19 protein-coding genes are annotated in these 24,889 nt (G+C 63.6%); all 19 read right to left on the bottom strand.

The features are described from left to right. Positions 1-79: 79 nt before the first annotated feature. Positions 80-850, bottom strand: a complete 771-nt coding sequence (locus tag PDMSB3_RS02380) for an enoyl-CoA hydratase (protein ID WP_035517709.1) — start codon at positions 848-850, stop codon at positions 80-82. Between the two features lie 143 nt (positions 851-993). Continuing rightward, positions 994-2,193 (bottom strand): acetyl-CoA C-acyltransferase, encoded by a 1,200-nt coding sequence (locus PDMSB3_RS02375; protein WP_165184418.1) that lies wholly within the window; start codon positions 2,191-2,193, stop codon positions 994-996. 20 nt (positions 2,194-2,213) lie between these two features. Beyond that, positions 2,214-4,649, bottom strand: a complete 2,436-nt coding sequence (locus PDMSB3_RS02370) for a 3-hydroxyacyl-CoA dehydrogenase/enoyl-CoA hydratase family protein (RefSeq protein ID WP_165184415.1) — start codon at positions 4,647-4,649, stop codon at positions 2,214-2,216. Positions 4,650-4,763: 114 nt separating this feature from the next. Next, positions 4,764-6,551, bottom strand: a complete 1,788-nt coding sequence (locus tag PDMSB3_RS02365) for an acyl-CoA dehydrogenase C-terminal domain-containing protein (protein ID WP_007179334.1) — start codon at positions 6,549-6,551, stop codon at positions 4,764-4,766. Positions 6,552-6,651: 100 nt separating this feature from the next. Beyond that, positions 6,652-7,251: a TetR/AcrR family transcriptional regulator gene (locus tag PDMSB3_RS02360; protein ID WP_007179335.1), complete on the bottom strand. Its 600-nt coding sequence runs from the start codon at positions 7,249-7,251 to the stop codon at positions 6,652-6,654. A 387-nt stretch (positions 7,252-7,638) separates the two neighbouring features. After that, the gene (locus PDMSB3_RS02355) at positions 7,639-9,273 is read right to left on the bottom strand and encodes a tetratricopeptide repeat protein (protein WP_165184413.1); all 1,635 of its coding nucleotides are present in this window, start codon (positions 9,271-9,273) and stop codon (positions 7,639-7,641) included. A gap of 356 nt (positions 9,274-9,629) precedes the next feature. After that, complete coding sequence (clsB, locus tag PDMSB3_RS02350) at positions 9,630-10,889, bottom strand: cardiolipin synthase ClsB (RefSeq protein ID WP_007179337.1); 1,260 nt, start codon at positions 10,887-10,889, stop codon at positions 9,630-9,632. After that, complete coding sequence (nudB, locus tag PDMSB3_RS02345; RefSeq protein WP_035518411.1) at positions 10,886-11,389, bottom strand: dihydroneopterin triphosphate diphosphatase; 504 nt, start codon at positions 11,387-11,389, stop codon at positions 10,886-10,888. Before nudB ends, clsB begins: the two co-directional genes overlap by 4 nt. Positions 11,390-11,570: 181 nt before the next feature. Continuing rightward, positions 11,571-13,370 carry an aspartate--tRNA ligase gene (gene aspS / locus PDMSB3_RS02340; RefSeq protein ID WP_007179339.1) on the bottom strand — a complete coding sequence of 600 codons (1,800 nt, stop codon included), beginning with the start codon at positions 13,368-13,370 and terminating at the stop codon, positions 11,571-11,573. A 76-nt stretch (positions 13,371-13,446) separates the two neighbouring features. Then, entirely contained in the window at positions 13,447-14,100 is a 654-nt protein-coding gene (locus PDMSB3_RS02335) for a DUF502 domain-containing protein (RefSeq protein WP_007179340.1), read from the bottom strand. A gap of 75 nt (positions 14,101-14,175) precedes the next feature. Beyond that, positions 14,176-14,577, bottom strand: a complete 402-nt coding sequence (locus PDMSB3_RS02330) for an FmdB family zinc ribbon protein (protein ID WP_007179341.1) — start codon at positions 14,575-14,577, stop codon at positions 14,176-14,178. Positions 14,578-14,759: 182 nt separating this feature from the next. Next, positions 14,760-15,383 carry a class I SAM-dependent methyltransferase gene (locus tag PDMSB3_RS02325; protein ID WP_007179342.1) on the bottom strand — a complete coding sequence of 208 codons (624 nt, stop codon included), beginning with the start codon at positions 15,381-15,383 and terminating at the stop codon, positions 14,760-14,762. Positions 15,384-15,406: 23 nt separating this feature from the next. Further along, positions 15,407-16,984: a ubiquinone biosynthesis regulatory protein kinase UbiB gene (gene ubiB, locus PDMSB3_RS02320; protein ID WP_007179343.1), complete on the bottom strand. Its 1,578-nt coding sequence runs from the start codon at positions 16,982-16,984 to the stop codon at positions 15,407-15,409. A 15-nt stretch (positions 16,985-16,999) separates the two neighbouring features. Then, positions 17,000-17,644: a ubiquinone biosynthesis accessory factor UbiJ gene (locus PDMSB3_RS02315; protein ID WP_165184410.1), complete on the bottom strand. Its 645-nt coding sequence runs from the start codon at positions 17,642-17,644 to the stop codon at positions 17,000-17,002. Positions 17,645-17,797: 153 nt separating this feature from the next. Then, entirely contained in the window at positions 17,798-18,790 is a 993-nt protein-coding gene (locus PDMSB3_RS02310; RefSeq protein WP_007179345.1) for a Tim44 domain-containing protein, read from the bottom strand. A gap of 38 nt (positions 18,791-18,828) precedes the next feature. Beyond that, positions 18,829-19,560 (bottom strand): bifunctional demethylmenaquinone methyltransferase/2-methoxy-6-polyprenyl-1,4-benzoquinol methylase UbiE, encoded by a 732-nt coding sequence (ubiE, locus tag PDMSB3_RS02305; RefSeq protein WP_007179347.1) that lies wholly within the window; start codon positions 19,558-19,560, stop codon positions 18,829-18,831. A 66-nt stretch (positions 19,561-19,626) separates the two neighbouring features. Beyond that, positions 19,627-20,040 (bottom strand): gamma-butyrobetaine hydroxylase-like domain-containing protein, encoded by a 414-nt coding sequence (locus PDMSB3_RS02300; RefSeq protein WP_007179348.1) that lies wholly within the window; start codon positions 20,038-20,040, stop codon positions 19,627-19,629. 79 nt (positions 20,041-20,119) lie between these two features. Further along, positions 20,120-20,548 carry an HIT family protein gene (locus tag PDMSB3_RS02295; RefSeq protein WP_007179349.1) on the bottom strand — a complete coding sequence of 143 codons (429 nt, stop codon included), beginning with the start codon at positions 20,546-20,548 and terminating at the stop codon, positions 20,120-20,122. 34 nt (positions 20,549-20,582) lie between these two features. Continuing rightward, positions 20,583-24,677 carry a DUF3683 domain-containing protein gene (locus PDMSB3_RS02290; protein WP_007179350.1) on the bottom strand — a complete coding sequence of 1,365 codons (4,095 nt, stop codon included), beginning with the start codon at positions 24,675-24,677 and terminating at the stop codon, positions 20,583-20,585. Positions 24,678-24,889 lie beyond the last annotated feature (212 nt).

Raw genomic sequence — 24,889 nt, 5'->3', positions numbered from 1 at the left:
GGAGCCCGCACAAGCTGGCAAGTCCGCTTTACGCCAGAGCGCTCGCGCCCGAAGTGGTTCAAGCGCTCAGGCCCGCCGCTCAGTCGAACTGCCTGAAGTCAGGCTTGCGCTTCTCGAAGAATGCCTTGAACGCCTCGCGGGCTTCCGGCGCGAGCAGCATCTTGCCGAAATGCACGGCTTCTTCCGATATCTGCGTTTGCAGTTCCTGGTGGCTCGCGCGCTTCATGAGGCTTTTCGTCACACGCAGCGACGAGGCCGGCAGCGCTGCCAGCTTCGCGGCTTGCGAAGCGGCGAACGCATCCACCTCGGCGGCGGGCAGCACGCGATTCACGAAGCCCATGCGCTGCGCCTCGGCGGCGTCGAACGCTTCGCCGAGCAGCAGCTTCTCCGCCGCCGCCTGATAGCCGCCCACCCGCTGCAACAGCAGGCTCGACGCCGCTTCCGGGCACAAGCCGAGCTGCGCGAACGGCAGCGAGAAGCTCGCCGTGTCGGCCGCGTAGACCAGATCGCAATGCAGCAGCAAGGTCGTGCCGATGCCCACCGCCGGCCCCGCCACCGACGCCACCACCGGCTTCTCCGCCGAACTGATCGCGCGCAGGAACTGAAACACCGGCGCGTTTTCGCCCATCGGCGGCGTCTTCATAAAATCTTCGAGATCGTTGCCGGCGCTGAAAATACCCGCGCCGCCGCGAATCAGGATCGCCCGTACCGCCGCGTCGCCTTGCGCTTGAACCAGCGCGTCGGCCATCGTCTGGTACATCGCGGCCGTGATCGCGTTTTTCTTGTCGGGCCGGTTGAAGGCAATCGTCAGCACGCCGTCGGCGCGCTCGACCAGAATATCCATTGTCATCTCCTCGTACTTCTGCTCAGAATGTAAAAAACGGTTCGCAAGCCGGAAGGCCTGCGAACCGTTGTGCGGTGCTTAACGGGTCGCCCCGAGGCTCGCCGTGTGGACCGAAGCGAACGCCGGGCTGAACACCGGGGCGATCACGCTCACAGGCGCTCGATGATGCCCGCTGCGCCCATCCCCGTGCCGACGCACATCGTCACCATGCCGTACTTGTAGTTACGGCGGCGCAAGCCATGCACCACGGTCGACGCACGAATCGCGCCCGTCGCACCCAGCGGGTGGCCGAGGGCGATCGCGCCGCCGAGCGGGTTGATCTTCGCCGGATCGAGACCGAGATCCTGAATCACCGCCAGCGATTGCGCGGCGAACGCTTCGTTCAGCTCGATCCAGTCGAGGTCGTCGATCTTCAGGCCGGCGGCCTTCAGCGCGGCCGGAATCGCTTCCTTCGGACCGATGCCCATGATCTCCGGCGGCACGCCGCGCACGGCGAAGCTGACGAAACGCGCGAGCGGCGTCAGGTTGAATTCCTTCAACATCTTTTCCGACACCACGATCAGCGCGCCCGCGCCGTCCGAGGTCTGCGAGCTGTTGCCCGCCGTCACCGAACCCTTGTTCGCGAACACTGCGCGCAGTTTGGCGAGACCTTCGAGCGAGGTTTCCGCGCGCGGACCTTCGTCGAGCGAGACTTCGCGGGTCTTCACGCGGACTTCGCCGGTGGCGAGATCGGGGAAGCGCTCGGTGATCGTGTACGCGGCGATTTCGTCGTTGAACTCGCCGGCTTGCTGTGCGGCGACGGCGCGGCGGTGCGATTCGACCGAGAATGCGTCCTGCGCTTCGCGGCTGATCTTCCAGCGCTCGGCGACCTTTTCGGCCGTCAGGCCCATGCCGTAAGCGATGCCGATGTCTTCACTGCGATCGAAGATATGCGGCGACATGGACGGCTTGTTGCCCATCATCGGGACCATGCTCATGGATTCACAGCCGCCCGCGATCATCGCGTCCGACTCGCCGACGCGGATGCGGTCCGCCGCCATCGCCAGCGCCGTCAGGCCCGACGCGCAGAAGCGGTTCACCGTCACGCCGCCGACGGTATTCGGCAGGCCGGCCAGCAGCGCGCCCATGCGCGCCACGTTGAGGCCTTGTTCCGCTTCCGGAATCGCGCAGCCGATGATCGCGTCTTCGATCACCTTGGTGTCGAGACCTGGCACTTGCGCCACGGCCGACCTGATCGCGTGGACCAGCAGTTCGTCCGGGCGCGTGTTCTTGAACATCCCGCGCGGCGCCTTGCCGATCGGCGTGCGGCTCGCGGCGACGATGTATGCGTCTTGCAATTGCTTTGCCATTTGGAAATCTCCCTGGTCGCTCAGTTACGCACCGGCTTGCCGGTTTGCAGCATGCCCATGATCCGTTCCTGCGTCTTTTGCGTGCCGAGCAGATCGACGAACGCACGACGCTCGAGTTGCAGCAGCCACTCTTCATCGACCAGACTGCCCGCTTCCACATCACCGCCGCACACCGCTTCCGCGATACGGCTTGCGATCAGGAAATCGTGCTCGCTGATGAAACGGCCGTCGCGCATGTTGACGAGCGACGCCTTGATGGTCGCAATCGCCGAACGCCCAGCCACCGGCACCTGCGTCACACGCAGCGGCGGACGATAACCCGCCGCCGACAACGCGCGCGCTTCCTTCTTCGCGACGTCGAGCAGTTCGAACACGTTGAAGACGATCGTGTCGGACGGCTTCAGGTAGCCCATCGCACGAGCGTCGAGCGCGGAGGCCGAGACCTTGGCCATCGCCGCGTTTTCGAACGACTTCTGCACGAACTTCAGCAGGTCGTTGGTCGCGCCCACTTGGGTCGCCGCTTCCGCCGCGCGCAATGCCGCTTCCTTCAGGCCGCCGCCCGCCGGCACGAGACCCACGCCGACTTCCACCAGACCGAGATAGCTTTCGATGTGCGCGACCCGCTTCGCGCTATGCAGCGCCAGTTCGCAACCACCGCCGAGCGCGATGCCCGACACGGCCGAGATCACCGGCACGCTCGCGTACTTCACGCGCAGCATGCCTTGCTGGAATTTCTTCACGAATGGCTCAATGCCCTTCGCGCCGCCCATCATGAAGGCCGGCATCGCTTCTTCGAGGTTGGCGCCCGCGGAGAACGGGCCGCCCGGCGTGCCGAGTTTCAGCGACGTCGGCTGCCATACCACCAGACCCTTGTAGTCCTTTTCGGCCAGTTCGATCGCCTGCGTGAGACCGTCGATCACCGACGGTCCGATCGTGTTCATCTTGCTCTTGAACGACACGATCAGTACGTCGTTCTCGCCGGCGCGATCGTCGACCCATGCGCGCACGGCGTCGGTTTCGAACAACGTCTTACCGTAGGTCTTCGGATCAGCCGCGGTTTCGCCGACCAGCGGCGCACGGAACACCTGCCTGTCGTAGACCGACAGCGACGAGCGCGGCACGAACGTATTCGAAGCCGGCGACCACGAACCTTCGTTCGTATGCACGCCGCCCTTCTCGGCCACCGGTCCCTCCAGCACCCACGACGGCAGCGGCACGTTCGAGAGCGCCTTGCCGGCCGCGATGTCTTCCTGCACCCACTCGGCGACCTGCTTCCAGCCGGCCGTCTGCCAGCCTTCGAACGGGCCTTCGTTCCAGCCGAAGCCCCAGCGGATCGCCAGATCGACGTCGCGCGCGTTGTCGGCGATCGATTCCAGATGCACGCCGATGTAGTGATACACGTCGCGGAAAATCGCCCACAGGAACTGAGCCTGCGGATGCTCGGATTCGCGCAGCAGCTTCAGACGCTCAGCCGGCGGGCGCTTCAGAATGCGGCCGACAAGTTCGTCCGCCTTCGCGCCGCCGTCCACGTACTCGCCGGTCTTCGAGTCGAGCACCTTGATCGCCTTGCCTTCCTTCTTGTAGAAGCCGCCGCCGGTCTTCTGACCCAGCGCGCCCTTCTTCACCAGCTCGGCCAGCACGGCAGGCGTTTCGTAGACCGGATAGAACGGGTCGTCTTTCAGCGTGTCCTGCATCGTCTTGATGACGTGCGCCATCGTGTCGAGACCGACCACGTCCGCCGTGCGGAACGTGGCCGACTTCGCGCGGCCCAGACGTGCGCCGGTCAGGTCGTCCACTTCGTCGAAACGCAGGCCGAATTTCGCGGCTTCAGTGACGACGGCGAGAATCGAGAAAATCCCCACGCGATTGGCGATGAAGTTCGGCGTGTCTTTCGCACGCACGACACCCTTGCCGACCACGCTGGTCAGGAACGACTCGAGTTGATCGAGAATTTCCGGGCGCGTGGTCGCGGTCGGGATCAGTTCGACCAGATGCATGTAGCGCGGCGGATTGAAGAAGTGCACGCCGCAAAAGCGCGCTTTCAGTTCGTCAGAGAAACCTTCCGAGAGCGCCGTGATCGACAGACCCGACGTGTTGGTCGCGAAAATCGCGTTCGGCGCGAGATGCGGCGCGACTTTCTTGTAAAGGTCGTGCTTCCAGTCCATGCGCTCGGCGATCGCTTCGATCACGAGGTCGCATTCGGCGAGCTTTTCGATGTCGTCGTCGTAGTTCGCGGGCTGGATGTATTGCGCGTCGTCCTTCACGCCGAACGGCGCCGGCGACAGCTTCTTCAGATTCTCGATCGCCTTCAACGCGATCGCGTTCTTCGGGCCTTCTTTGGCAGGCAGATCGAACAGCAGCACGGGCACCTTGGCGTTGATCAGGTGCGCGGCGATCTGCGCGCCCATCACGCCGGCGCCGAGCACGGCTACCTTGCGAATGATCAGATTGCTCACGTCGTTCCTCCGGGGAGTTATGCGAGGTCGCGAAGCCTGGTTGGACGCTTCGCGACAGGTGGCTGACGCAAGCGCCACGCGCTATCCCGCGCGTGGCGCTTGCCGCGATGTGGCTTAGAACAGCGCTTCGTCGACTTCCATCATCGACTTCGAGCCGGCGCGGGCCTGACGGATCGTCATGGCCGTTTCCGGCAGCAGCTTCGCAAAGTAGAAGCGAGCCGTTGCGAGCTTCGCCTTGTAGAACGGATCGCCCGAGGCTTCCTTATCGAGCGCGACGCGTGCCATGCGGGCCCAGAAGTACGAGAACACCAGGTGGCCGACGGTGCGCAGATACGGCACCGCCGCAGCGCCGACTTCGTCCGGGTTCTGCATGGCCTTCATGCCGATTTCCATCGTCAGCTTCTGCACCTTTTCACCGATGTCGGCGAGCGGGTTGATGAACTCCTGCATTTCCGGCTTCACGCCTTCGGCTTCGACGAAATCGGACACCAGCTTGCCGAACTTCTTCATCTTCGCGCCCATGTCGCCGAGGATCTTGCGGCCGAGCAGGTCGAGCGCCTGGATCGCGTTGGTGCCTTCGTAGATCATGTTGATGCGCGCGTCGCGCACGTACTGCTCCATGCCCCATTCGGCGATGAAGCCGTGGCCGCCGTAGATCTGCATGGCGTGATTGGTGCCTTCGAACGCGTTGTCCGACAGGAACGCTTTCAGGATCGGCGTGAGCAGCGCGACGAGGTCGGCGGCTTCCTTGCGCACCGATTCGTCAGCGTGCGACAGTTCCTTGTCGATATGCAGCGCCGACCAGTACGAGAAAGCGCGTGCGCCTTCGGCGTAGGCTTTTTGCGTGAGCAGCATGCGGCGCACGTCCGGATGCACGATGATCGGATCGGCCGCCTTTTCCGGCGCCTTCGGGCCGGTCAGCGAACGCATCTGCAGACGCTCTTTCGCGTACACCAGCGAATTCTGATACGCGACTTCGGTCAGGCCCAGGCTCTGCATGCCGACGCCGAGACGCGCGGCGTTCATCATCACGAACATGGCGTTCAAGCCCTTGTTCGGCTCGCCGACGAGCCAGCCCTTGGCGTTGTCGAGATTGATCACGCAGGTCGCGTTGCCGTGAATGCCCATCTTGTGTTCGATGGAGCCGCACTTCACGCCGTTGCGCTCGCCCGGTTCGCCCGCTTCGTTCGGTACGAACTTCGGTACGATGAAGAGCGAAATGCCCTTGGTGCCCTTGGGTGCATCCGGCAGACGCGCAAGCACCAGGTGGACGATGTTCTCCGCGAGATCGTGTTCGCCGCTGGAGATGAAAATCTTCGTGCCGCTGATCGCGTACGAGCCGTCACTGTTCGGTTCGGCCTTGGTGCGCAGAATACCCAGGTCCGTGCCGCAATGCGGTTCGGTCAGACACATCGTGCCGGTCCAGACACCGGCGACGAGCTTCGGCAGATAGCGCTGCTGCAACTCCGGCGTGCCGTGTGCGTGCAGACATTCGTACGCGCCGTGCGAGAGGCCGGGATACATGGTCCACGCCTGATTTGCCGAGTTCAGCATTTCATACAGCGCGTTGTTGACGAACGCGGGCAGCCCCTGGCCGCCGTATTCCGGGTCGCAGCCCAGTGCGGGCCAGCCGGCTTCGACATATTGCGCATAGGCTTCCTTGAAGCCCTTCGGCGTGGTCACGACGCCGTCGCCGGCGTACGTGCAGCCTTCCTGATCGCCGCTGTGGTTGAGCGGGAACAATACTTCGGAGCAGAACTTGCCGGCTTCTTCGAGGACCGCGTTGATCGTGTCGGCATCGAGATCCGCGTGCTTCGGCATCTGCCTGATTTCGGCTTCGACGTTAAGCAGTTCGTGCAACACGAATTGCATGTCGCGCAGCGGCGCGGCGTACTGTCCCATGACTCTCTCTCCCAAGTTTGACAAGAAGCCAGGCTGTTAGCCGAGTCCGTGGATCGGAACTTTCTGCGCCGCTGAATCCGCCTGTCTGGCGGCGACGCTGCTAACGGCTTTCGCTTTGATACGAAACAATCAGTTTTTCCAGCGCGGCCCACGTGAGACGCACCGCATCCGGCAAATGCAGGAAGCGCGCGTCGTGATGCAGACCGAGCGTGAAGCTGTACAGTTCGAACAGCATCAGTTGCGGATCGGTGTCGGCACGCAGATGCCCTTCTTCCATTGCCTGCGAAATCGCGCGCGTGAGCGCCGCACGCCAGATCGTCACGCTCGACACCAGTTGTTCACGCACCGGGTTATCCGCGCGGTCGTCATATTCGACGGCGCCGCTGATATAGATGCAGCCGGTAGTGACTTCCTGAATGCGTTTCTCGATCCAGCGGGAAATCATCGCGCGCAAGCGCGGCAATCCACGAGGCTCGCGCAAACTCGGGAAAAACACCTCGTCTTCGAAACGACGGTGATATTCGCGCACGACTTCGACCTGCAAATCCTCGCGCGACCCGAAATGCGCGAACACACCGCTTTTGCTCATCTGCATACGCTCGGCCAGCAACCCGATCGTCAGACCTTCAAGTCCGTCGCGGCTTGCCAGATCAAGTGCTGCGTCGAGAATTGCGGCTCGCGTCTGTTCGCCTTTTCGCATAGCTTTTTTACCGTTCTAATGTGACCGAAAGAAAATCGAACGGCCGTACTATTATTGAGTGCTGCCGTCCGCGAAACAAGGACTTTATTAGAAACCGGTTTCTAACCTGGTTTCAATTCTGCGGCATCCGTCAATCAGAGGATTGAGATTTTTTAGAGGCGCTTGCCTTAAGACAGCGGTTGCCTGCCGAAGTGCACCTTTCTCTGATTAGCGTGGCCGGCAGACATAGTGCAGCAAGTCGGCGCAAATCCAGGAGGATTTGGCGTATTGCGCGTAGGGGAAGGTCGCAGTGGCACCGTGGATTCCAGCCCGGGACGGCGCTCGTTCGCTCCCTGAGATGCAGGGCTGACAAAGGGCTGCCGACGCTGCCCGCTGTTCACTGCCCGCTCAAGGGCGCTTGACAGCGACGCGCGGCAAGAGAGAGGACGCGTTGTCGTGCATTGGAAAAGTTTGCGTAAGGGCAACGGCGACCCGCTCCAGCACGTCATGCCAATCGGAACGCCGCGTCTGGGTGAAAAGACGCAATCCGGGATACCACGGGCTGTCGTCCCGGCCATACAGCCAGCGCCAGCAACCCGCGAAACGGTTGAGCAGCCAGACTGGCTTGCCCATCGCCGCGGCAAGATGGGCGACCGAAGTATCGACGGAAATCACCAGATCGAGGTTCTCGATCAATGCCGCAGTGTCGGCGAAGTCGCCGATTTCGTCGGTCCAGTCGGTCAGATGCGTCCGGGTGGCGGCGTCGGGAAGCTTGGCCGGGTCGTCGGTTTTTTGCAGGCTGATCCAGCGCACGTGAGGCAACGCCAGCAACGGCGCGATTTGCGCGGCGGCGAGGCTGCGCAGCCGGTCCACGGCAATACCCGAATGGCCGCCCGCCCACGCCACGCCGACGCGCGGCAGATGCGGAGCCGGCAGCGCTTCGAGCCGCGCGCGCCAGGCGGCGGCTTGCCCGACGTCGGCGTACAGATAAGGAAGCGCGGCAGGGATCGTCGCGACTCGCGTGGCGAATGCCATTGGCAGCGACATCAGCGGAATATACCGGTCCCACCTGGCCAGATCGGTAGGCACGGCGTCGAGCAATACGAGGCCCGGCCAGCGTGAATGCAACGATTGCTCGTAGAGGCGCCGCAAGGCCGGCGGGCACACATAGCCGACCTGAGCAAAGTGCGCGAGCGCCAGCGGGAGATAGCGTACGAACTGCAAGCTGTCGCCGAGGCCTTGCTCGTGAAGCACGAGAAGACATGGCGCCGATGCACGCGTCGCTTGCGCGCCCTGGGCGATGGAGACGTCTTCGCCCAGCCAGCGCGGCAGCGGCACGTCCACCGGCGCTGGTGCGGGCCAGCCATCGGCCAGCTTGAAACTGACCCACCGGTCCTCGAAATACGGCCACGCTTCGTCGTAGCGGCCGGTCGCAAGCAAAGCCATCGCCAGGTTGTTACGCGCGACGAGATTGGCGGGCGACAGTTCGATAGCGCGCCGGTAATGCCGCCCGGCCTCTTCCATTGCGCCGAGGTCCGCGCAAACGCGGCCGAGATTGTTATGCGCCGCCGAGTTGTCCGGATCGAGTTCGAGCGTGCGCCGATAGCCGAGCGCGGCGTCCTCGATATGGCCGAGATGTTGCAGCGTCAACGCGAGGTTGTAGTGGAACGCTGCAAAGTCCGGCTGGATCGCGAGTCCCTGCCGGATACTCTGAACGGCCCCGGCGAAGTCTCCCAGGTTGAGGCGAATCGCATAGAGCGTGTTGAACAGAATCGGCTCCGGCCGGATCTGGATCGCGTGTTCGAGCCAGCGCAGCGCCTCTTGCGCATGGCCGGACGCCAGTGCGAGCAGGCCTTGCAAGTGGATGGCGCCGACATGCTCCGCGTCCCCGGCCAGAATCCGCTCGACGAGTGTTCGCACTACGTCATGGCGGCCGGCTTGATAGGCCTGCACAGCCTCGTCATGGAGACTTGAATGGTCGAGAGCCTGCGAGGAAGGGAAAGTGGGCATGGTTGGCGAATGCGTATCCGGATGCGTGAGCATGACGCCGCCGATCCGGTTGCCGTGAGCGCGCAGTCGAAACGGCAGCGAGGCTTGACGAGAGGAAGAGGTTGGAGTGGCGCGTGCAATTCGCCCGGCCGCCCGTTCTATGACGAGCGCAGATTATGTTTGCCAGGGTGGCGGCCCGTCTCTAGGAGCGTTCCGAAACGTGGCGTGTGGCGTGTGGCGTGTGGCGTGTGGCGTGTGGCGTGCTGCGTGTGGCGTGTTGCGTGTTGCGTGTGCCGTGGCTTGATGCGTGACGCAAGGCGAGCAACGCGGCTCAAGCGTTGCACCTGAGTTGCACTTGCACCGGCCGCGCGTGGCCGGCGTTTGTCCGCGCGTCAGCGCATCACCGCGAATCAGTCGTAGCCGCCGACCGTCAGCAGCTTCATCACAGCCCGATAAGTGGTGTAGGCGAGCCAGTTGAGCACACGTTCGCCGGCCGGGCGGGCGTCGTAGCGTGCCTCGTCGATGCGGCGCGAGTCCTTGAAGGCGACGAGGATCGCTTCGCGCAGCGCGTCGATCGCGGGATCGTTCACCAGCACCACGTTGGCTTCGTTGTTGAGCATCAGGCTCAGCGCGTCGAGGTTCGACGAGCCGACCGTCCCCCAGTTCGAATCCACCACCGCAACCTTGCCGTGAAGCAGCGTCTTCTCGTACTCCGCGATCTGCACACCGGCCTTGAGCAGCGAGCGATACAGAAACGGCACCGCATAATCGAGCGCCTTGAATTCCTTGCGCCCGATAATCAGCTTCACCACGACGCCGCGCCGCGCCGCGAACACCAGCGCGCGCCGCAGCTTGCGCCCCGGCATGAAGTAAGGATTGGCGAGCAGCACTTCATTGCGCGCCTGGCCAATCGCGGCCAGATACGCTTTCTCGATAGCGCGCCGGTTGATCAGGTTGTCGCGTGCGACGAACGCCACGCAGGGCTGACCGCCCGCCCACAGCGCCTCGTTACGGCGGCGGCGCCGGCGACGTAGACTGCCGAGCGAAGCCGCGGTCTGCGGCCCGAGATCCGGCGCCATCGACTCCAGCGGCCGATGCCCGAGGCGAATCCGCCGCCACTGCACCTCGAACGCCTGGCGGATATCGCCGACCACCGGCCCATGCAATTCGACCGCGAAGTCCCAGCGCCGGTACGGCAGCTTCTCGCCGTTATTCTCGTAATCGTCGACGATGTTGATCCCGCCGCAGAACGCGAACTGATCGTCGATCACCGCCAGTTTGCGGTGCGTGCGCGAAAAGCCGAAGCGGCCGAACAGGTGCGGGTTATAGATACGATGGTCGATGCCGGCGGCGGCCCACTCGTTGAACATCGGCAAACGCGCGGTGCCGATGCCGTCGGTGATGGCCCGCACTTTGACGCCGCGTTCGACGGCGCGCAGCAGCGCCGCGCTGACCGCCTGGCCGGCGTTGTCATTGCAGAAGATATACGTTTCGAGCACCACGTCGCTCTGCGCGGCATCGACACGCTCGATCAGTGCGCGGAAGAACTCGTCGCCGGAACGCAGCAGCTTGACGTCGTTGCCGCTGGTAAACCGGTAACGCTGCCAATAGCGGCGGCCGAGCAGCGCTTGCCGCAATCGGGCGAAACGGCGCGCACCGCCGACGCTCACCGGTTAAGCTCCCCGGATTGCCCAACCACGGCACGCCCATCCAGCCGCTTGGGCAACTGCAGGATCGCATCGGCATTCGACGACGAAAAGCAGCGCGACGCCGCCTCGTCATACGGCAGCCACATGAATGCGGTGTGCTCGCGCGGCGCCAGCGTGACCTCAAGCTGCTCGGGCACCTGCAGGCTGAACCAATGCTCGGTGTTGTGGATCACGCCTTCGGCGTAGCGGTGCCGGAACTCCGGGTAGATCTCGTATTCGATCGAATATTGCCAGTCGAACAAGGCGCGCTGCGGCACCAACTGGCTGCCCACCACGATGCCGGTCTCTTCGGCGACTTCACGCGCCGCCGTCGCGCCGAGCGGTTCATCGAGTTGATCTTTGGAGCCCGTGACCGACTGCCAGAAACCGGCGTGATCGGCGCGCTCGATCAACAGCACGTCGAGCGTGGGCGTATGGATGATGACGAGTACGGATTGCGGAATCTTCGGCGGTTTCGGCATGGCGTAAAAGCTGGGCGCAACGCTTGCGCGGTACATGTCGGCGAGTGTTCGACGAGCGGTCGAACGTGGTTGCATCGACTGTAACGCAAAAAACGGAAAAGGCGCATCACGCGCCTTTTCCGGTTGCTCCCGCTGTCGCTTTCAGACAGCACTCACTGGCTTCAGGCCATTGCGCCTTCGATTACACCTTCGGTTCCGGCTGACGCAGACGGATGTGCAACTCGCGCAACTGGCGCTCGTCCACTTCGCTCGGCGCCTGCGTGAGCAGACACTGCGCGCGCTGCGTCTTCGGGAACGCGATCACGTCGCGGATCGAATCGGCGCCGGCCATCATCGTGACGATGCGGTCCAGACCAAACGCGATACCGCCGTGCGGCGGCGCGCCGTATTGCAGCGCGTCGAGCAGGAAGCCGAACTTGGCTTGCGCTTCTTCCGCGTTGATCTTCAGCGCGCGGAACACCTTGCTCTGCACTTCTTCACGGTGGATACGCACCGAACCGCCGCCGATTTCCCAGCCGTTCAGCACCATGTCGTAGGCCTTCGCGAGGCAACGCGCCGGATCCGTTTCCAGATACTCGAGGTGCTCGTCTTTCGGGCTCGTGAACGGGTGATGCGCGGCGACGTAGCGGTTGTCTTCCTCGTCGTATTCGAACATCGGGAAGTCGATCACCCACAGCGGCTTCCAGCCGGTTTCGACCAGACCATTGGCCTTGCCGAATTCCGAATGACCGATCTTCAGACGCAGCGCGCCGAGGCTGTCGTTCACCACCTTCGCGCGATCCGCCGCGAAGAAAATGATGTCGCCGTCTTGCGCGCCGGTGCGCTCGATGATCGCCTTGACCGCTTCGTCGTGCAGGTTCTTGACGATCGGGCTTTGCAGACCGTCACGGCCCTTCGCGACTTCGTTGACCTTGATCCACGCCAGACCCTTCGCGCCGTAGATGCGTACGAATTCCGTATAGCTGTCGATATCGCCACGCGAGAGCTCGCCGCCCTTCGGCACGCGAATCGCCGCAACCCGGCCGTCTTTCGTGTTGGCCGGCGTGCTGAACACCTTGAAGTCGACGTCGCGGACCGCGTCCGTGAGGTCCGTGAATTCGAGCTTCACGCGCAGGTCCGGCTTGTCCGAACCGAAGCGGCGCATGGCTTCCGAATACAGCATGACCGGGAATTTCTCGTCCAGCGTGACGCCGATCGTTTCCTTGAACACGTGACGGATCATCGCTTCGAACAGATCGCGGATTTCCTGTTCCGACAGGAACGAGGTTTCGCAGTCGATCTGCGTGAATTCCGGCTGACGGTCGGCGCGCAGGTCTTCGTCGCGGAAGCACTTGACGATCTGGTAGTAGCGATCGAAGTTCGCCACCATCAGCAATTGCTTGAACAGCTGCGGCGATTGCGGCAGCGCGAAGAACTGGCCCGGGTTCGTACGCGACGGCACCAGGTAGTCGCGCGCGCCTTCCGGCGTGCTCTTGGTGAGCATCGGCGTTTCGATGTCGATGAAGCCTTGCGCGTCCAGATACTTGCGCACTTCGATAGCGACGCGGTAACGCAGACGCAGGTTGTGCTGCATCTGAGGACGGCGCAGGTCCAGCACGCGGTGCGTGAGACGCGTGGTTTCCGACAGGTTGTCGTCGTCGAGCTGGAACGGCGGCGTGATCGACGGGTTCAGCACGATCAGCTCGTGGCACAGCACTTCGATCTTGCCGCTCTTGAGCGCAGCGTTCGTGGTGCCTTCCGGACGCGCACGAACCACGCCCTTGATCTGCAGGCAGAACTCGTTGCGCACGCCTTCAGCCGCTTTGAACATCTCCGCGCGGTCCGGGTCGCAGACGACCTGAACGAGGCCTTCGCGATCGCGCAGGTCGATGAAGATGACGCCGCCGTGGTCGCGGCGGCGGCTCACCCAGCCGCACAGCGAGACGGATTGGCCCAGCAGTTCTTCGGTCACCAGACCGCAGTATTCAGATCTCATCGACATGATGTTTGTCTTTCGTTTTGCATTGGTTGAACGGCGCGCTGCAGCGAAACGCTGCGTGAAACGTGGCGCGCCGGCATTACAGCGGAGGCTCGACTGTCGTGCGGCGCACCGGCGCCGGCGGCGCGGACGGCGCCACGACGCCCATCGAGACGATGTACTTGAGCGCAGCGTCGACCGTCATGTCGAGCTCGATCACTTCGCTCCTCGGCACCATCAGGAAGAAGCCGGACGTGGGATTCGGCGTAGTCGGCACATACACGCTGACGTGATCTTCTTTCAGATGGTTGAGCACGTCGCCGCCCGGAATACCGGTCAGAAACGCGATCGTATAGGAGCCGCGGCGCGGGTATTCGATCAGCAGCGCTTTGCGAAACGCGTTGCCGCTGCTCGACAGCAGGGTATCGGACACCTGCTTGACGCTGGTGTAGATCGGGCCGACCACCGGAATGTGACCGACCAGCAGTTCCCACCACTTCACGAGCTTCTGCCCGATGAAGTTCTGCGTCAACAGCCCGACAACGAAGATGAACGCCAGCGTGAGCACCGCGCCGAGACCGGGAAGGCGAAAACCAAACAGCCGCTCCGGCTGCCAGGCTGCCGGCAGCAGCAACAGCGTCTGGTCCATCGTGCCGATGATCAGGCCGAGCACCCACAGCGTGATGGCCAAAGGCACCAGCACCAGCAGGCCAGTCAGGAACACCGATTTGAGCGTCGTTTTTTTCGTCGTCATGTGTACCGCCAGAAAGCCGCACGGGCCGAAGCCCAACGCGCGGCGTGTGCGCCGCCCCGCAGGGCGGCAGTCCCACTAGGCGCTGCCGGAGCCGCTCGAACTCGCCGAAGCGGCCGGTGCGGCAGCAGGCGCGGACGGCGTTGCGACCGTGCTCGATGAACCGGCGGCGGCCGTACCGCCCGCCGCGGCCACGGATTGCGCCGCTGCGCCATTATCGGCACCCGCATTCTCGCCGGAGGCGCCATTCGAGGCGCCATTGGCGTCGGGCTTGGCAGGCGCGCTCGTGCCGCCGTTGCCGCCGCGAAAATCGGTCACGTACCAGCCGGAGCCCTTCAACTGGAAGCCCGCAGCGGTGACCTGCTTGCGAAAAGTGTCTTTCCCGCACTCGGGACACTGCGTCAACTGGGGGTCGCTCATCTTCTGAAGCACATCCTTCCCGAAGCCGCACGATTCGCAACGATAAGCGTAGATCGGCATGATCCTTTTCCCTACTGAAATCGTGTAAACGCTTGCAAAGCCTTGAATTATAGCCGCAAACGATACCCGTTCCCCGGATTTTGGGGACGAGCGCCCGACGCGGCCACCGTCCGCTCAAGTGGGGGCGGCCGCTGTCGAATCAAGTCCCGTCCGCGCCGCCGTGATGCGCCACTGCCGCACTTTCAGGCGCAGCGGCGCCAGCTTAGCCAGCGCTCACGTCCCGCGAAAACGGCAATCGAATCGTGCACGGCTTCGTCTTCGATCAATTCGAAGTACGGCGCGAGCAGCGCATCGAGTTCCGCGCGCTCGATGCCGAACGGCGGCCCTTTCGGCGTCGCGCCAAGGAAAAAGAAGCCCGCGAGCAACGCGCCGCCAGGCAACAGATCCGCCATCCGTCGCGCATAGTCCGCGCGGCGTGCGAGCGGCAACGCGCAGAAGAATGCGCGCTCGTAAATCCATGCGGGCGTGAACGGCGGCTCATAGGTGAAGAAGTCCGCCTGTTCCACCAGTTGCGCGTGCTGCGCACCCAACTGCTCATGCGCCGCCGCGACGGCGGCCGCTGAAAAGTCGATGGCCCGGACCGGGTTGCCCTGCCCGGCCAGCCAGACCGCTTCGTACGCACTGCCGCAACCCGGAATCAGCACAGCCGCGCCCCTGTGGCGAGCGGCGAACGACTCAAACGCGGCCGGCACGCCCGCCTGATCCCACGGCGTGAAATGGCGCTCGAAACGCTCGTCCCAGAAAGCAGGCGAGTTGGGATCGCGTGTCTCGAAGTCGGGCACGGCAGGTTGGATGGGGTCGCTCATCAAATGCCTCCTGGAAATCGCAATCAACCGCCGTAAGCGAGCACCAGAAACACCCGCGCCAGCGCCGCACCGACACCGACCGCCACACCGAACAGCAGCAAGCCTTGCAACAACCGGTTGGTGCGTTTCTGCTCGAGCAGAATCTGGCGGATCATTTCGTCGTTCGCACCGCGCGTGTGGTCGTGGCGCTCGGCCAGCGCGTGATGAATCAGGCGCGGCAACTGCGGCAGCGTCTTGCTCCACTGCGGCGCCTCGATCTTCAGGCGTTCGTACCAGCCGCGCAGGCCGATCTGTTCGTTCATCCAGCGTTCGAGGTACGGCTTGGCGGTCTTCCAGAGATCCAGCTCCGGATCGAGCGAGCGGCCAAGACCTTCGACATTCAGCATGGTCTTTTGCAGCAGCACCAGTTGCGGCTGGATCTCGACGTTGAAGCGGCGCGAGGTCGAGAACAGGCGCATCAGAACCTGACCCAGCGAAATATCCTTCAGCGCGCGGTCGAAGTACGGTTCGCAGACCGCGCGGATCGCGCTTTCGAGTTCTTCGACGCGGGTAGTCGGCGGCACCCAGCCCGACTCCAGATGCAGCGTGGCGACACGATGGTAGTCGCGCTTGAAGAACGCGAGGAAATTCTGCGCGAGGTAGTTCTTATCGAAGTCCGACAGCGCGCCGATGATGCCGAAGTCGAGCGCGATATAGCGGCCGAAATGCGCCGGGTCGAGGCTCACCTGAATGTTGCCCGGATGCATGTCGGCATGGAAAAAGCCGTCACGGAACACCTGGGTAAAGAAAATCTCGACGCCTTCGCGCGCCAGCTTCGGAATATCCACGCCCGCCGCGCGCAGCGTCTCGACCTGGCTGATCGGCACGCCGACCATGCGCTCCATGACCAGCACCGTGGGTGTGCAGAACTCCCAGTACATCTCCGGCACCAGCAGCAGATCGAGCCCGGCGAAGTTGCGCCGCAACTGGCTGCCGTTGGCCGCCTCGCGCATCAGGTCGAGTTCGTCGTGCAGGTATTTGTCGAATTCGGCGACCACCTCGCGCGGCTTCAGACGCTTGCCGTCGGCCCACAGCCGCTCCGCCCACACGGCAATGTCGCGCAGCAGGGCGAGGTCGGAATCGATCACCGGCAGCATGTTCGGCCGCAGCACCTTCACGGCGACAGCCTTGCCCGCGTGTTGCCCCGCCTTCACCGTGGCGAAGTGCACCTGCGCGATCGAGGCGCTCGCCACCGGCACCCGCTCGAAGTCGTCGAACAGCACGTCGACCGGCGCGCCGAGCGACTTCTCGACCAGCCCGATCGCCACCGCCGAATCGAACGGCGGCACCTGATCCTGGAGCTTGGCCAGCTCGTTGGCGATATCCACCGGCAACAGATCGCGCCGGGTGGACAACACCTGCCCGAACTTGACGAAGATCGGCCCAAGGCTTTCCAGCGCGAGCCGCAAACGTACGCCAGGCGGCTCGTCGAACTTGCGGCCGATGGTGGTGATGCGCAACAGCAGACGCACGCGCCGGTCGTTGACGCGGCTGAGCATCATCTCATCGAGACCGAAGCGGATGACCGTGAAAAAAATCTTGAGGAAACGCAGAAAACGCATAGTTGTGCCCGGTGACTAGCGCGTGCCGCGCGACATGGCGGCGCCGCCCGGCGCTTGGGCGCCGCAGGCTTCGACCTTCTGTTCAAGACGCTCGATGCGTTTTTCCACGCGCGCTAGTGCATCGCGCGCGCGGGCCAGTTCGACGTTGAAGTTCTCGAGCGCGGCGCGGCGCACCAGCTGCGGATTCTCGTCGAGCAGATATTCGGCGGCGGTGTCGAGCAGGTTGCGCCCGGTTCGCTGCACCTGTTCGCCCACCGTGCGCACGACCGACGCCACCCGCCACGCCGGACCGTCGCCAATGAGCCTGGCCAGGTCTTCTTCCGGCTCCCAGCGCAGATGTTCGGCGAGCTTCGCGATCACGGTGGCGAATTCGGCGTCGCCTTCGATCTTCACGTGCTTCATCACCGCCGCCTGGCCACCTTGCACGAAAGCGGGTAGCGCGTCGGACGGCACCGCGATGGTCACGTCGAAGTGTTGCGCCTCGGCGGCGGCGACCGCGCTCAGATAGCCGTCCGGTTGCACCAGCAGCATCAGCACGACCGGCGGGCAGGACAGCTTCGCGGTCTTGCCCGCGTAGGGGGCGAGGCGCTCACGAGCCCACGTTTCGCGGGCGAGCAGATGATTGACAGCAGCAGCGAATGGCTTGGCGGCGAGGGTCATTGAAAGTGGCAAGAAAAAACCCGCGCGAGCAAGGTGCCCGCGCGGGTTCCTATTGTAACGTCCGTTGGCTTCCCGGCTCGCTATGCCGAACGGCCAACGTCATGAGCCAGGTCAGGGCGCGCAGTCCTCACGCGACCCCGGCGCGCTCTCGTCTCAGTGCTGCGCCACCTGCTGGATGCCGGCCAGCAGCCAGCCTTCGCCGGCACGGTTCGCCTTCGACAGGTTCCAGACTTCGACGAAGGGCTCCGCCGCCGCGCCCGGTGCTTCGCGAATCAGGCCCGAGAAGCGGACGCTGGCGAAGTATTCGTTCGCGCGCTCTTCCACGCCCAGCAACTCGGCGTTCAGTTGCACCACGTCCGTCTGATTCGTCTCCGCACCCCGCGAAGACAGATCGACCTTCACCTCGGCGAACATTTCCGGCGTGGTGAATTCGCGGATGTCTTCCGTGTTGCCGACGTCCCATGCGGCTTGCAGACGCACGAAGTAGACCTTGGCGTTACGCAGGAACGCTTCCGAATCGAAGCCGGCCGGCACGGCGGGCGCGGCGTTGATGGTCGGCGTACTCAGCGGATTGCCTTGCGGTTCGAGGTACGAGCCGGTGGGCGGCGCGCTATAACGCGGTTCCTGCGAGTAGCCCATGCCGCCCGAGTTGAGCGACGGCGAGCCGCCCGCGTACGCCGGTTGCGCCGTGTCGCGCTTGCGGCCCATGAAGCGGCGGATCAGCCAGACGCCGATCATCGCGATGATCGCAATCACGATGATATTGGCCATTGCGCCGGCGAACGCGCCGCCCAAGCCGAAGTGCGACAGCAACGCGGCGATGCCGAGACCGGCCGCCAGACCAGCGATCGGCCCCAGCCAGCGCGAGCGGTTAGGTTGCGCGGCAGGAGTCGGCGCGGGCGCCGGGGCAGGCTGCGCGCGCTGCTGCATGGCCTGACTGCCTTGGGAAGGTTGCGACGGCGCGGACTGCTGCGTCACGCTATTCGACTGACGGCCAATACTACGGCCACCGCCCATGCGGCGAGCTTCCGCATCGAGCGAAGCGAGGGAGCCGGCCATGATCAGGCCGACCATCGCGATCAGTCCGATTCTTCTCACCAACGACCGCTTAACCTTACGGGGAGATAACGCACCTGAATCGGACATTTTCATGCTTTCCTTTAAAAATCGACGGGTTAGGGACCCTAGTATTTGGTCCCCACATGTAAAGCTACCACGCCAGCTGACAAATTGTAATATTTGACGCCGTCCAGGCCCGCTTGTTCCATCATTGTTTTTAAAGTTTCCTGGTCCGGATGCATCCGGATCGATTCCGCGAGGTATTGATAGCTCTCGGCATCTTTCGCGAAGTGCTCGCCCAACCACGGCAGCACCTTAAAAGAATAGACGTCGTAGATCTTCTTGAGCGGATCCCACACCTTCGAAAATTCCAGCACCAGCAGACGCCCGGCCGGTTTCAGCACGCGCCGCATTTCCGCCAGGGCGACGTCCTTGTGCGTCATGTTGCGCAAGCCGAATGCCACCGTCACCACGTCGAAGTAATTGTCCGGAAAGGGAATTTTCTCGGCGTCGCAGAGCAGCGCCGGGGTGATCACGCCCTTGTCCAGCAAGCGGTCGCGGCCCACCCGCAGCATCGATTCGTTGATGTCGGTATGCCAGACTTCGCCAGTCTCGCCGGCCTGCTTCGCGAACGCCTTCGACAGGTCGCCCGTGCCGCCCGCGATATCGAGCACCTTGTAGCCCGGCCGCACGTTGGCCTGGGCGATCGTGAACATCTTCCACGCCCGGTGCAACCCGCCCGACATCAGGTCGTTCATCAAGTCGTAGTTGGCGGCAACCGAGTGGAACACGCCCGCCACCTTCTGCGCCTTGTCCTGTTCGTCGACCGATTGAAAGCCGAAGTGGGTTTTGCTCATCGCGCTCGTCCTTTCGCGTATTCTGAAATGTTGCGCCGCATCAGTGCGGCGATGGGGCGAATCGTATCAGTGACAGTGCCCGTGCGCAGCGCCGGCCTGGACCATGGGCGTATCGCGATCGACGCCGGCCGCCTGAAGTTTGGCGAGATACGCGCGCCAGAGTTCATCCTGGCGCACCGCCATGTCGTACAGCAGATCCCACGAATAGATGCCGGTGGCGTGTCCGTCGGAGAAAGTCGGTTGCAACGCGTAGTTGCCGACACCTTCGATCATCGTGATCGTCACCTCGCGCTTGCCGGTCTGCAGCGTTTCCTGGCCGGGCCCGTGGCCCATTACTTCCGCCGACGGCGAATACACGCGCAGCAGTTCAAACGGCAGGCGATACGATTCGCCATTTGCGTACTGCAATTCGAGTACGCGCGATTTGGAATGCACGACCACACCGGTCGGAACCGGGGTGTCGGGAGTTAGACCACTCATATTGACCTCATAGAAAACGCCGTCTCAAGTCTTCCCGCTCCCTCGGACGCCTGGCGCGACGCGACAGGTTCGCGGGCGCTCAACTCAGCGCCTGTTCGATTTCCTGCCGCACTGCTTCGCGCAGCAGGGTAGCCTGCGCGCGGCGCGAAGACAGCATGGCTTCGGACACCGTGCGCTGGCGCGGCGCCCAGATGGGCAGCGGAAAATGGGCGTCGTTCGAAAAACGCGGGATCACATGCCAGTGCACGTGCGGCACCTGGTTGCCGAGGCTCGCCAGGTTCACCTTCGCCGGCTGAAGGATGCGCCGGATCGCGCGCTCGACCGCATACACGGCCTTCATCACGCGATCGCGGTCGTTTCCGTCGAGGTCGGAAAATTCGGCTACATGGCCGTTCCAGATCACCCGGCAGAAACCCGGGTAATCGTGTTCGTCGGCGAGGACGACACGCAACGTGTCGTCGTGCCACAGCACATCGCCGCCGTCTTCACGGCAAAAAACGCAGTCCATCGTCGTCCTCAGGCAAAAATCGTCGGTCGTGCCATTAAACCAGCACGCGCTCGATTCCGCCATTGTTCGCCCGTTGCACGTAGTCGACCATCCAGTCTTCACCGAGCACGTGACGTGCCATCTCGACGACGATGTAATCCGCCTCGATGCCCGCATCTTCGTTGTAACGCGACAGGCCTTGCAGGCAGGACGGGCAGCTCGTGAGGATCTTGACGTCGGTGGCGCCCTTCGGCTGCGGGCCGTCGCCGGCCTTGAGCACGGAGCCGTCCGGCGCACCCGCCGAGCCGGCCGATGCATTGGCCGGATTGATCCCGTTCGCGCCCGCTTCGGCGACGAGCGGGATGCCGCGCAACTTCGCGGCGCCCTTGCGGATCTCCTCTTCCTTACGGAAACGCACCTGGGTGGAAATGTCCGGACGCGTGACCGCGAGCGTGCCGGATTCGCCACAGCAGCGATCGTTCTTCTCGATCTGGTAGCCGTCCTTCTCCGAACCCATCAGTTGATTGACCAGCTTGACCGGGTCCATCGTCTTGATCGGCGTGTGGCACGGGTCGTGATACATGTAGCGCACACCGTTCACGCCTTCGAGCTTCATGCCTTTCTCCAGCAGAAACTCGTGGATGTCGATGATCCGGCAGCCCGGGAAGATCTTCTCGAATTCGTAGCCGGCGAGCTGGTCATAGCATGTGCCGCACGACACCACCACCGTCTTGATGTCGAGGTAGTTCAGCGTATTGGCGACGCGGTGGAACAGCACGCGGTTATCCGTGACGATCTGCTCGGCCTTGTCGAACTGGCCCGACCCGCGTTGCGGATAGCCGCAGCACAGATAGCCCGGCGGCAGCACGGTTTGCACGCCCGCTTCCCACAGCATGGCTTGAGTGGCGAGACCGACTTGCGAGAACAGCCGCTCGGAGCCGCAGCCCGGGAAGTAGAACACCGCTTCCGTGTCGGCGGTGGTCGTCTTCGGATTGCGGATGATCGGGACGATCTTGTTGTCTTCGATATCGAGCAACGCGCGCGCGGTTTTCTTCGGCAGGTTGCCCGGCATCTTCTTGTTCATGAAGTGGATCACCTGCTGCGTGACCGGCGGCTTGCCGACGGTTGCCGGCGGGTGCGCCGTCTGCTTCTTCGCGAACTTCTTCAGCACTTCGTTGCCGAGCCGCTGCGCCTTGTAGCCGACGCCCATCATCGCGGTACGCGCGAGGTTGATGGTCTGCGGGTTGGTCGCGTTGAGGAAGAACATGCCGGCCGCATTGCCCGGATTGAACTTCTTCTTGCCCATCTTGCGCAGCAGATTGCGCATGTTCATGGTCACGTCGCCGAAGTCGATCTTCACCGGGCACGGCGTCACGCATTTGTGACAGACAGTGCAGTGATCCGCGACGTCGTTGAATTCGTCCCAGTGCTTGATCGACACGCCGCGGCGGGTCTGCTCTTCGTACAGGAACGCCTCCACCAGCAGCGAGGTGGCGAGAATCTTGTTGCGCGGGCTGTACAGCAGGTTCGCGCGCGGCACGTGGGTCGCGCACACCGGCTTGCACTTGCCGCAACGCAAACAGTCTTTGATCGACTCGGAAATCGCGCCGATGTCGGACTGCTGCATGATCAGCGATTCATAGCCCATCAGGCCGAAAGACGGCGTGTAGGCGTTGCGCAGGTCGGCGCCTTCGAGCAGCTTGCCCGCATTGAAGCGGCCATGCGGATCGACGCGCTGCTTGTACTGGCGGAACTCGCTGATCTCCTCTTCCGTCAGGAATTCGAGCTTGGTGATGCCGATGCCGTGCTCGCCGGAAATCACGCCGTCGAGCGAACGCGCCAGCTTCATGATGCGCGCGACCGCCGTGTGGGCGTCCTGCAGCATCTCGTAGTTGTCGGAGTTGACCGGCAGGTTCGTGTGAACGTTGCCGTCGCCCGCGTGCATGTGCAGCGCGACGAACACGCGGCCACGCAGCACCTGCTTGTGGATCGCCTGGGCTTCCTCGAGGATCGGCTTGAACTCGCCGCCGTTGAAGATCTGCCGCAGCTCGGCGCGGATCTCCTGTTTCCACGACACGCGAATCGTACGGTCCTGCGTGATATGGAACACGGTGGCGTCGGGCTGCGCATCCGCGCGGTCGGCGAACTTCTCCGCCAGCGCTTCGTAGCCGAGACCGACCAGATAATGCTGCGCCTCGCGCAAGGACAGATCGAGCTTGTCGCGCAGGAATTCCCAGCGCGTGCGCACGCGCTTGAGCAGATCGAGCGCCTGCTGCACGCGGTCTTCGAGCAACTCGGCGCTCGGGATTTCATTGGCGTCGTCGCTCTTGCCGAGCGGCAGCTTGCCGGCCTGGAAGAACGCTTCGAGCGCGTTGACCAGTTGCAGCTTGTTCTTGATCGACAGTTCGATGTTGATGCGCTCGATGCCGTCCGTGTACTCGCCCATGCGGTCGAGCGGAATCACCACGTCTTCGTTGATCTTGAACGCGTTGGTGTGCTTGGCGATCGCCGCCGTGCGACTGCGGTCGAGCCAGAAACGCTTGCGCGCCTCGGCATTGACCGCGACAAAGCCTTCGCCGCTCTTGCCGTTGGCCATGCGCACGACTTCCGAGGTAGCGTGCGCGACCGCGTCCGCATCATTACCGACAATGTCGCCGATCAGCACCATCTTCGGAAACGCGTTGCGCTTGCTCTTGGTCGCATAGCCGACCGCGCGCAGATAGCGCTCGTCCAGGTGTTCGAGGCCCGCGAGAATCGCGCCGCCCTGCTTCGACGTCTCGAACAGATAATCCTTGATTTCGACGATGCTCGGAATCGCGTCGCGCGCCTGGCCGAAGAATTCGAGGCAGACGGTGCGCGTATGCGCGGGCATCTTGTGCAGCACCCAGCGCGCGGACGTGATCAGCCCGTCGCAGCCTTCTTTCTGCACGCCCGGCAAACCGGCGAGGAATTTGTCCGTGACGTCCTTGCCGAGGCCTTCCTTACGGAACACACGACCTTTGATATTGAGCGCTTCCGTGCGCAGCAGCTTTTCGCCCGGCGCATAGTTGCCGTCGAACCACTTGAGCTCGAAACGCGCCACTTCGATGTCGTGAATCTTGCCCATGTTGTGCTCGAGCCGCGTGACTTCGAGCCAGTTCCCTTCCGGGTCGACCATGCGCCACCAGGCGAGGTTGTCCAGCGCCGTGCCCCACAGCACCGCCTTCTTGCCGCCCGCGTTCATCGCGACGTTGCCGCCCACGCAGGATGCATCCAGCGAGGTCGGATCGACGGCGAACACGAAGCCGGCCTGCTCGGCCGCCTCGGTCACGCGGCGCGTGACCACGCCCGCGCCGGAGAAAATCGTCGCGACTTTACGGTCGACGCCCGGCAGCTCGGTCATTTCGACCGCACCCAGTTGTTCGAGCTTTTCGGTGTTGATGACGGCCGAGAACGGCGTAAGCGGCACAGCGCCGCCCGTGTAACCCGTGCCGCCTCCGCGCGGAATCACGGTCAGGCCGAGCTCGAAACACGCCTTGATCATGCCGGCGATCTCGGCTTCGGTATCCGGCGTGAGCACGACGAACGGGTATTCGACCCGCCAGTCGGTCGCATCGGTCACGTGCGAGACGCGGGACAGGCCGTCGAACTTGATGTTGTCCTTTTCCGTGACCTTGCCGAGCACCTTGGTCGCACGCTTGCGCAGATCGTAGGTCTTCTGGAATTCGCTCGCGAATTCGTCGACGGCGCGGCGCGCGGCCTGAACCAGCGTTTCGACGCGCGCGGCGCGGTCCACGCCCGCTTCGTCGCCGTGTTCGGTCAGATCGGCGCGGCGGCGCTTCTCGATCTCGCTCAAACGGTGGTGCAAGGCTTCGATCAGCATTGCCCGGCGCTTCGGGTTGTCGAGCAGATCGTCCTGCAGATACGGATTGCGGCGCACCACCCAGATGTCGCCGAGCACTTCGTACAGCATCCGTGCCGAGCGGCCGGTACGGCGTTCCGCGCGCAGTTCGGCAAGCGCGGCCCAGGCGGCGTCGCCTAGCAGGCGGATGACGATTTCACGGTCGGAAAACGACGTGTAGTTATAAGGAATTTCGCGCAGACGCGCTTCGGGATCGGCGGCCACCGCAGCGGCGGCCCCGTGCGGATCGAAAACTTGAGGTGCGTTCATGTTTGGACGACTCGGTGGGTCAGCCCGACGCGCTCATCGACGAGGCGCCGGCTGACGGTGCGCGTGGGGCGCAATGCTGGAAATCTTCTAGGGGAGCGAAGCACGACCGACGGCCAACTCACATCGGTCGCTTCGCGGCGCTCAGATACAGCTACACGATCGTGCGTGGCGGACGTGACGCTCCGCCGCGGGGCAAGACTCACGCGGGGCGG

It is taken from the genome of Paraburkholderia dioscoreae (assembly GCF_902459535.1).
Taxonomy (GTDB): Bacteria; Pseudomonadota; Gammaproteobacteria; order Burkholderiales; family Burkholderiaceae; genus Paraburkholderia; species Paraburkholderia dioscoreae.
Note: the sequence above shows the minus strand (reverse complement) of the source record. Positions and strands in the feature narration are given on the sequence as shown.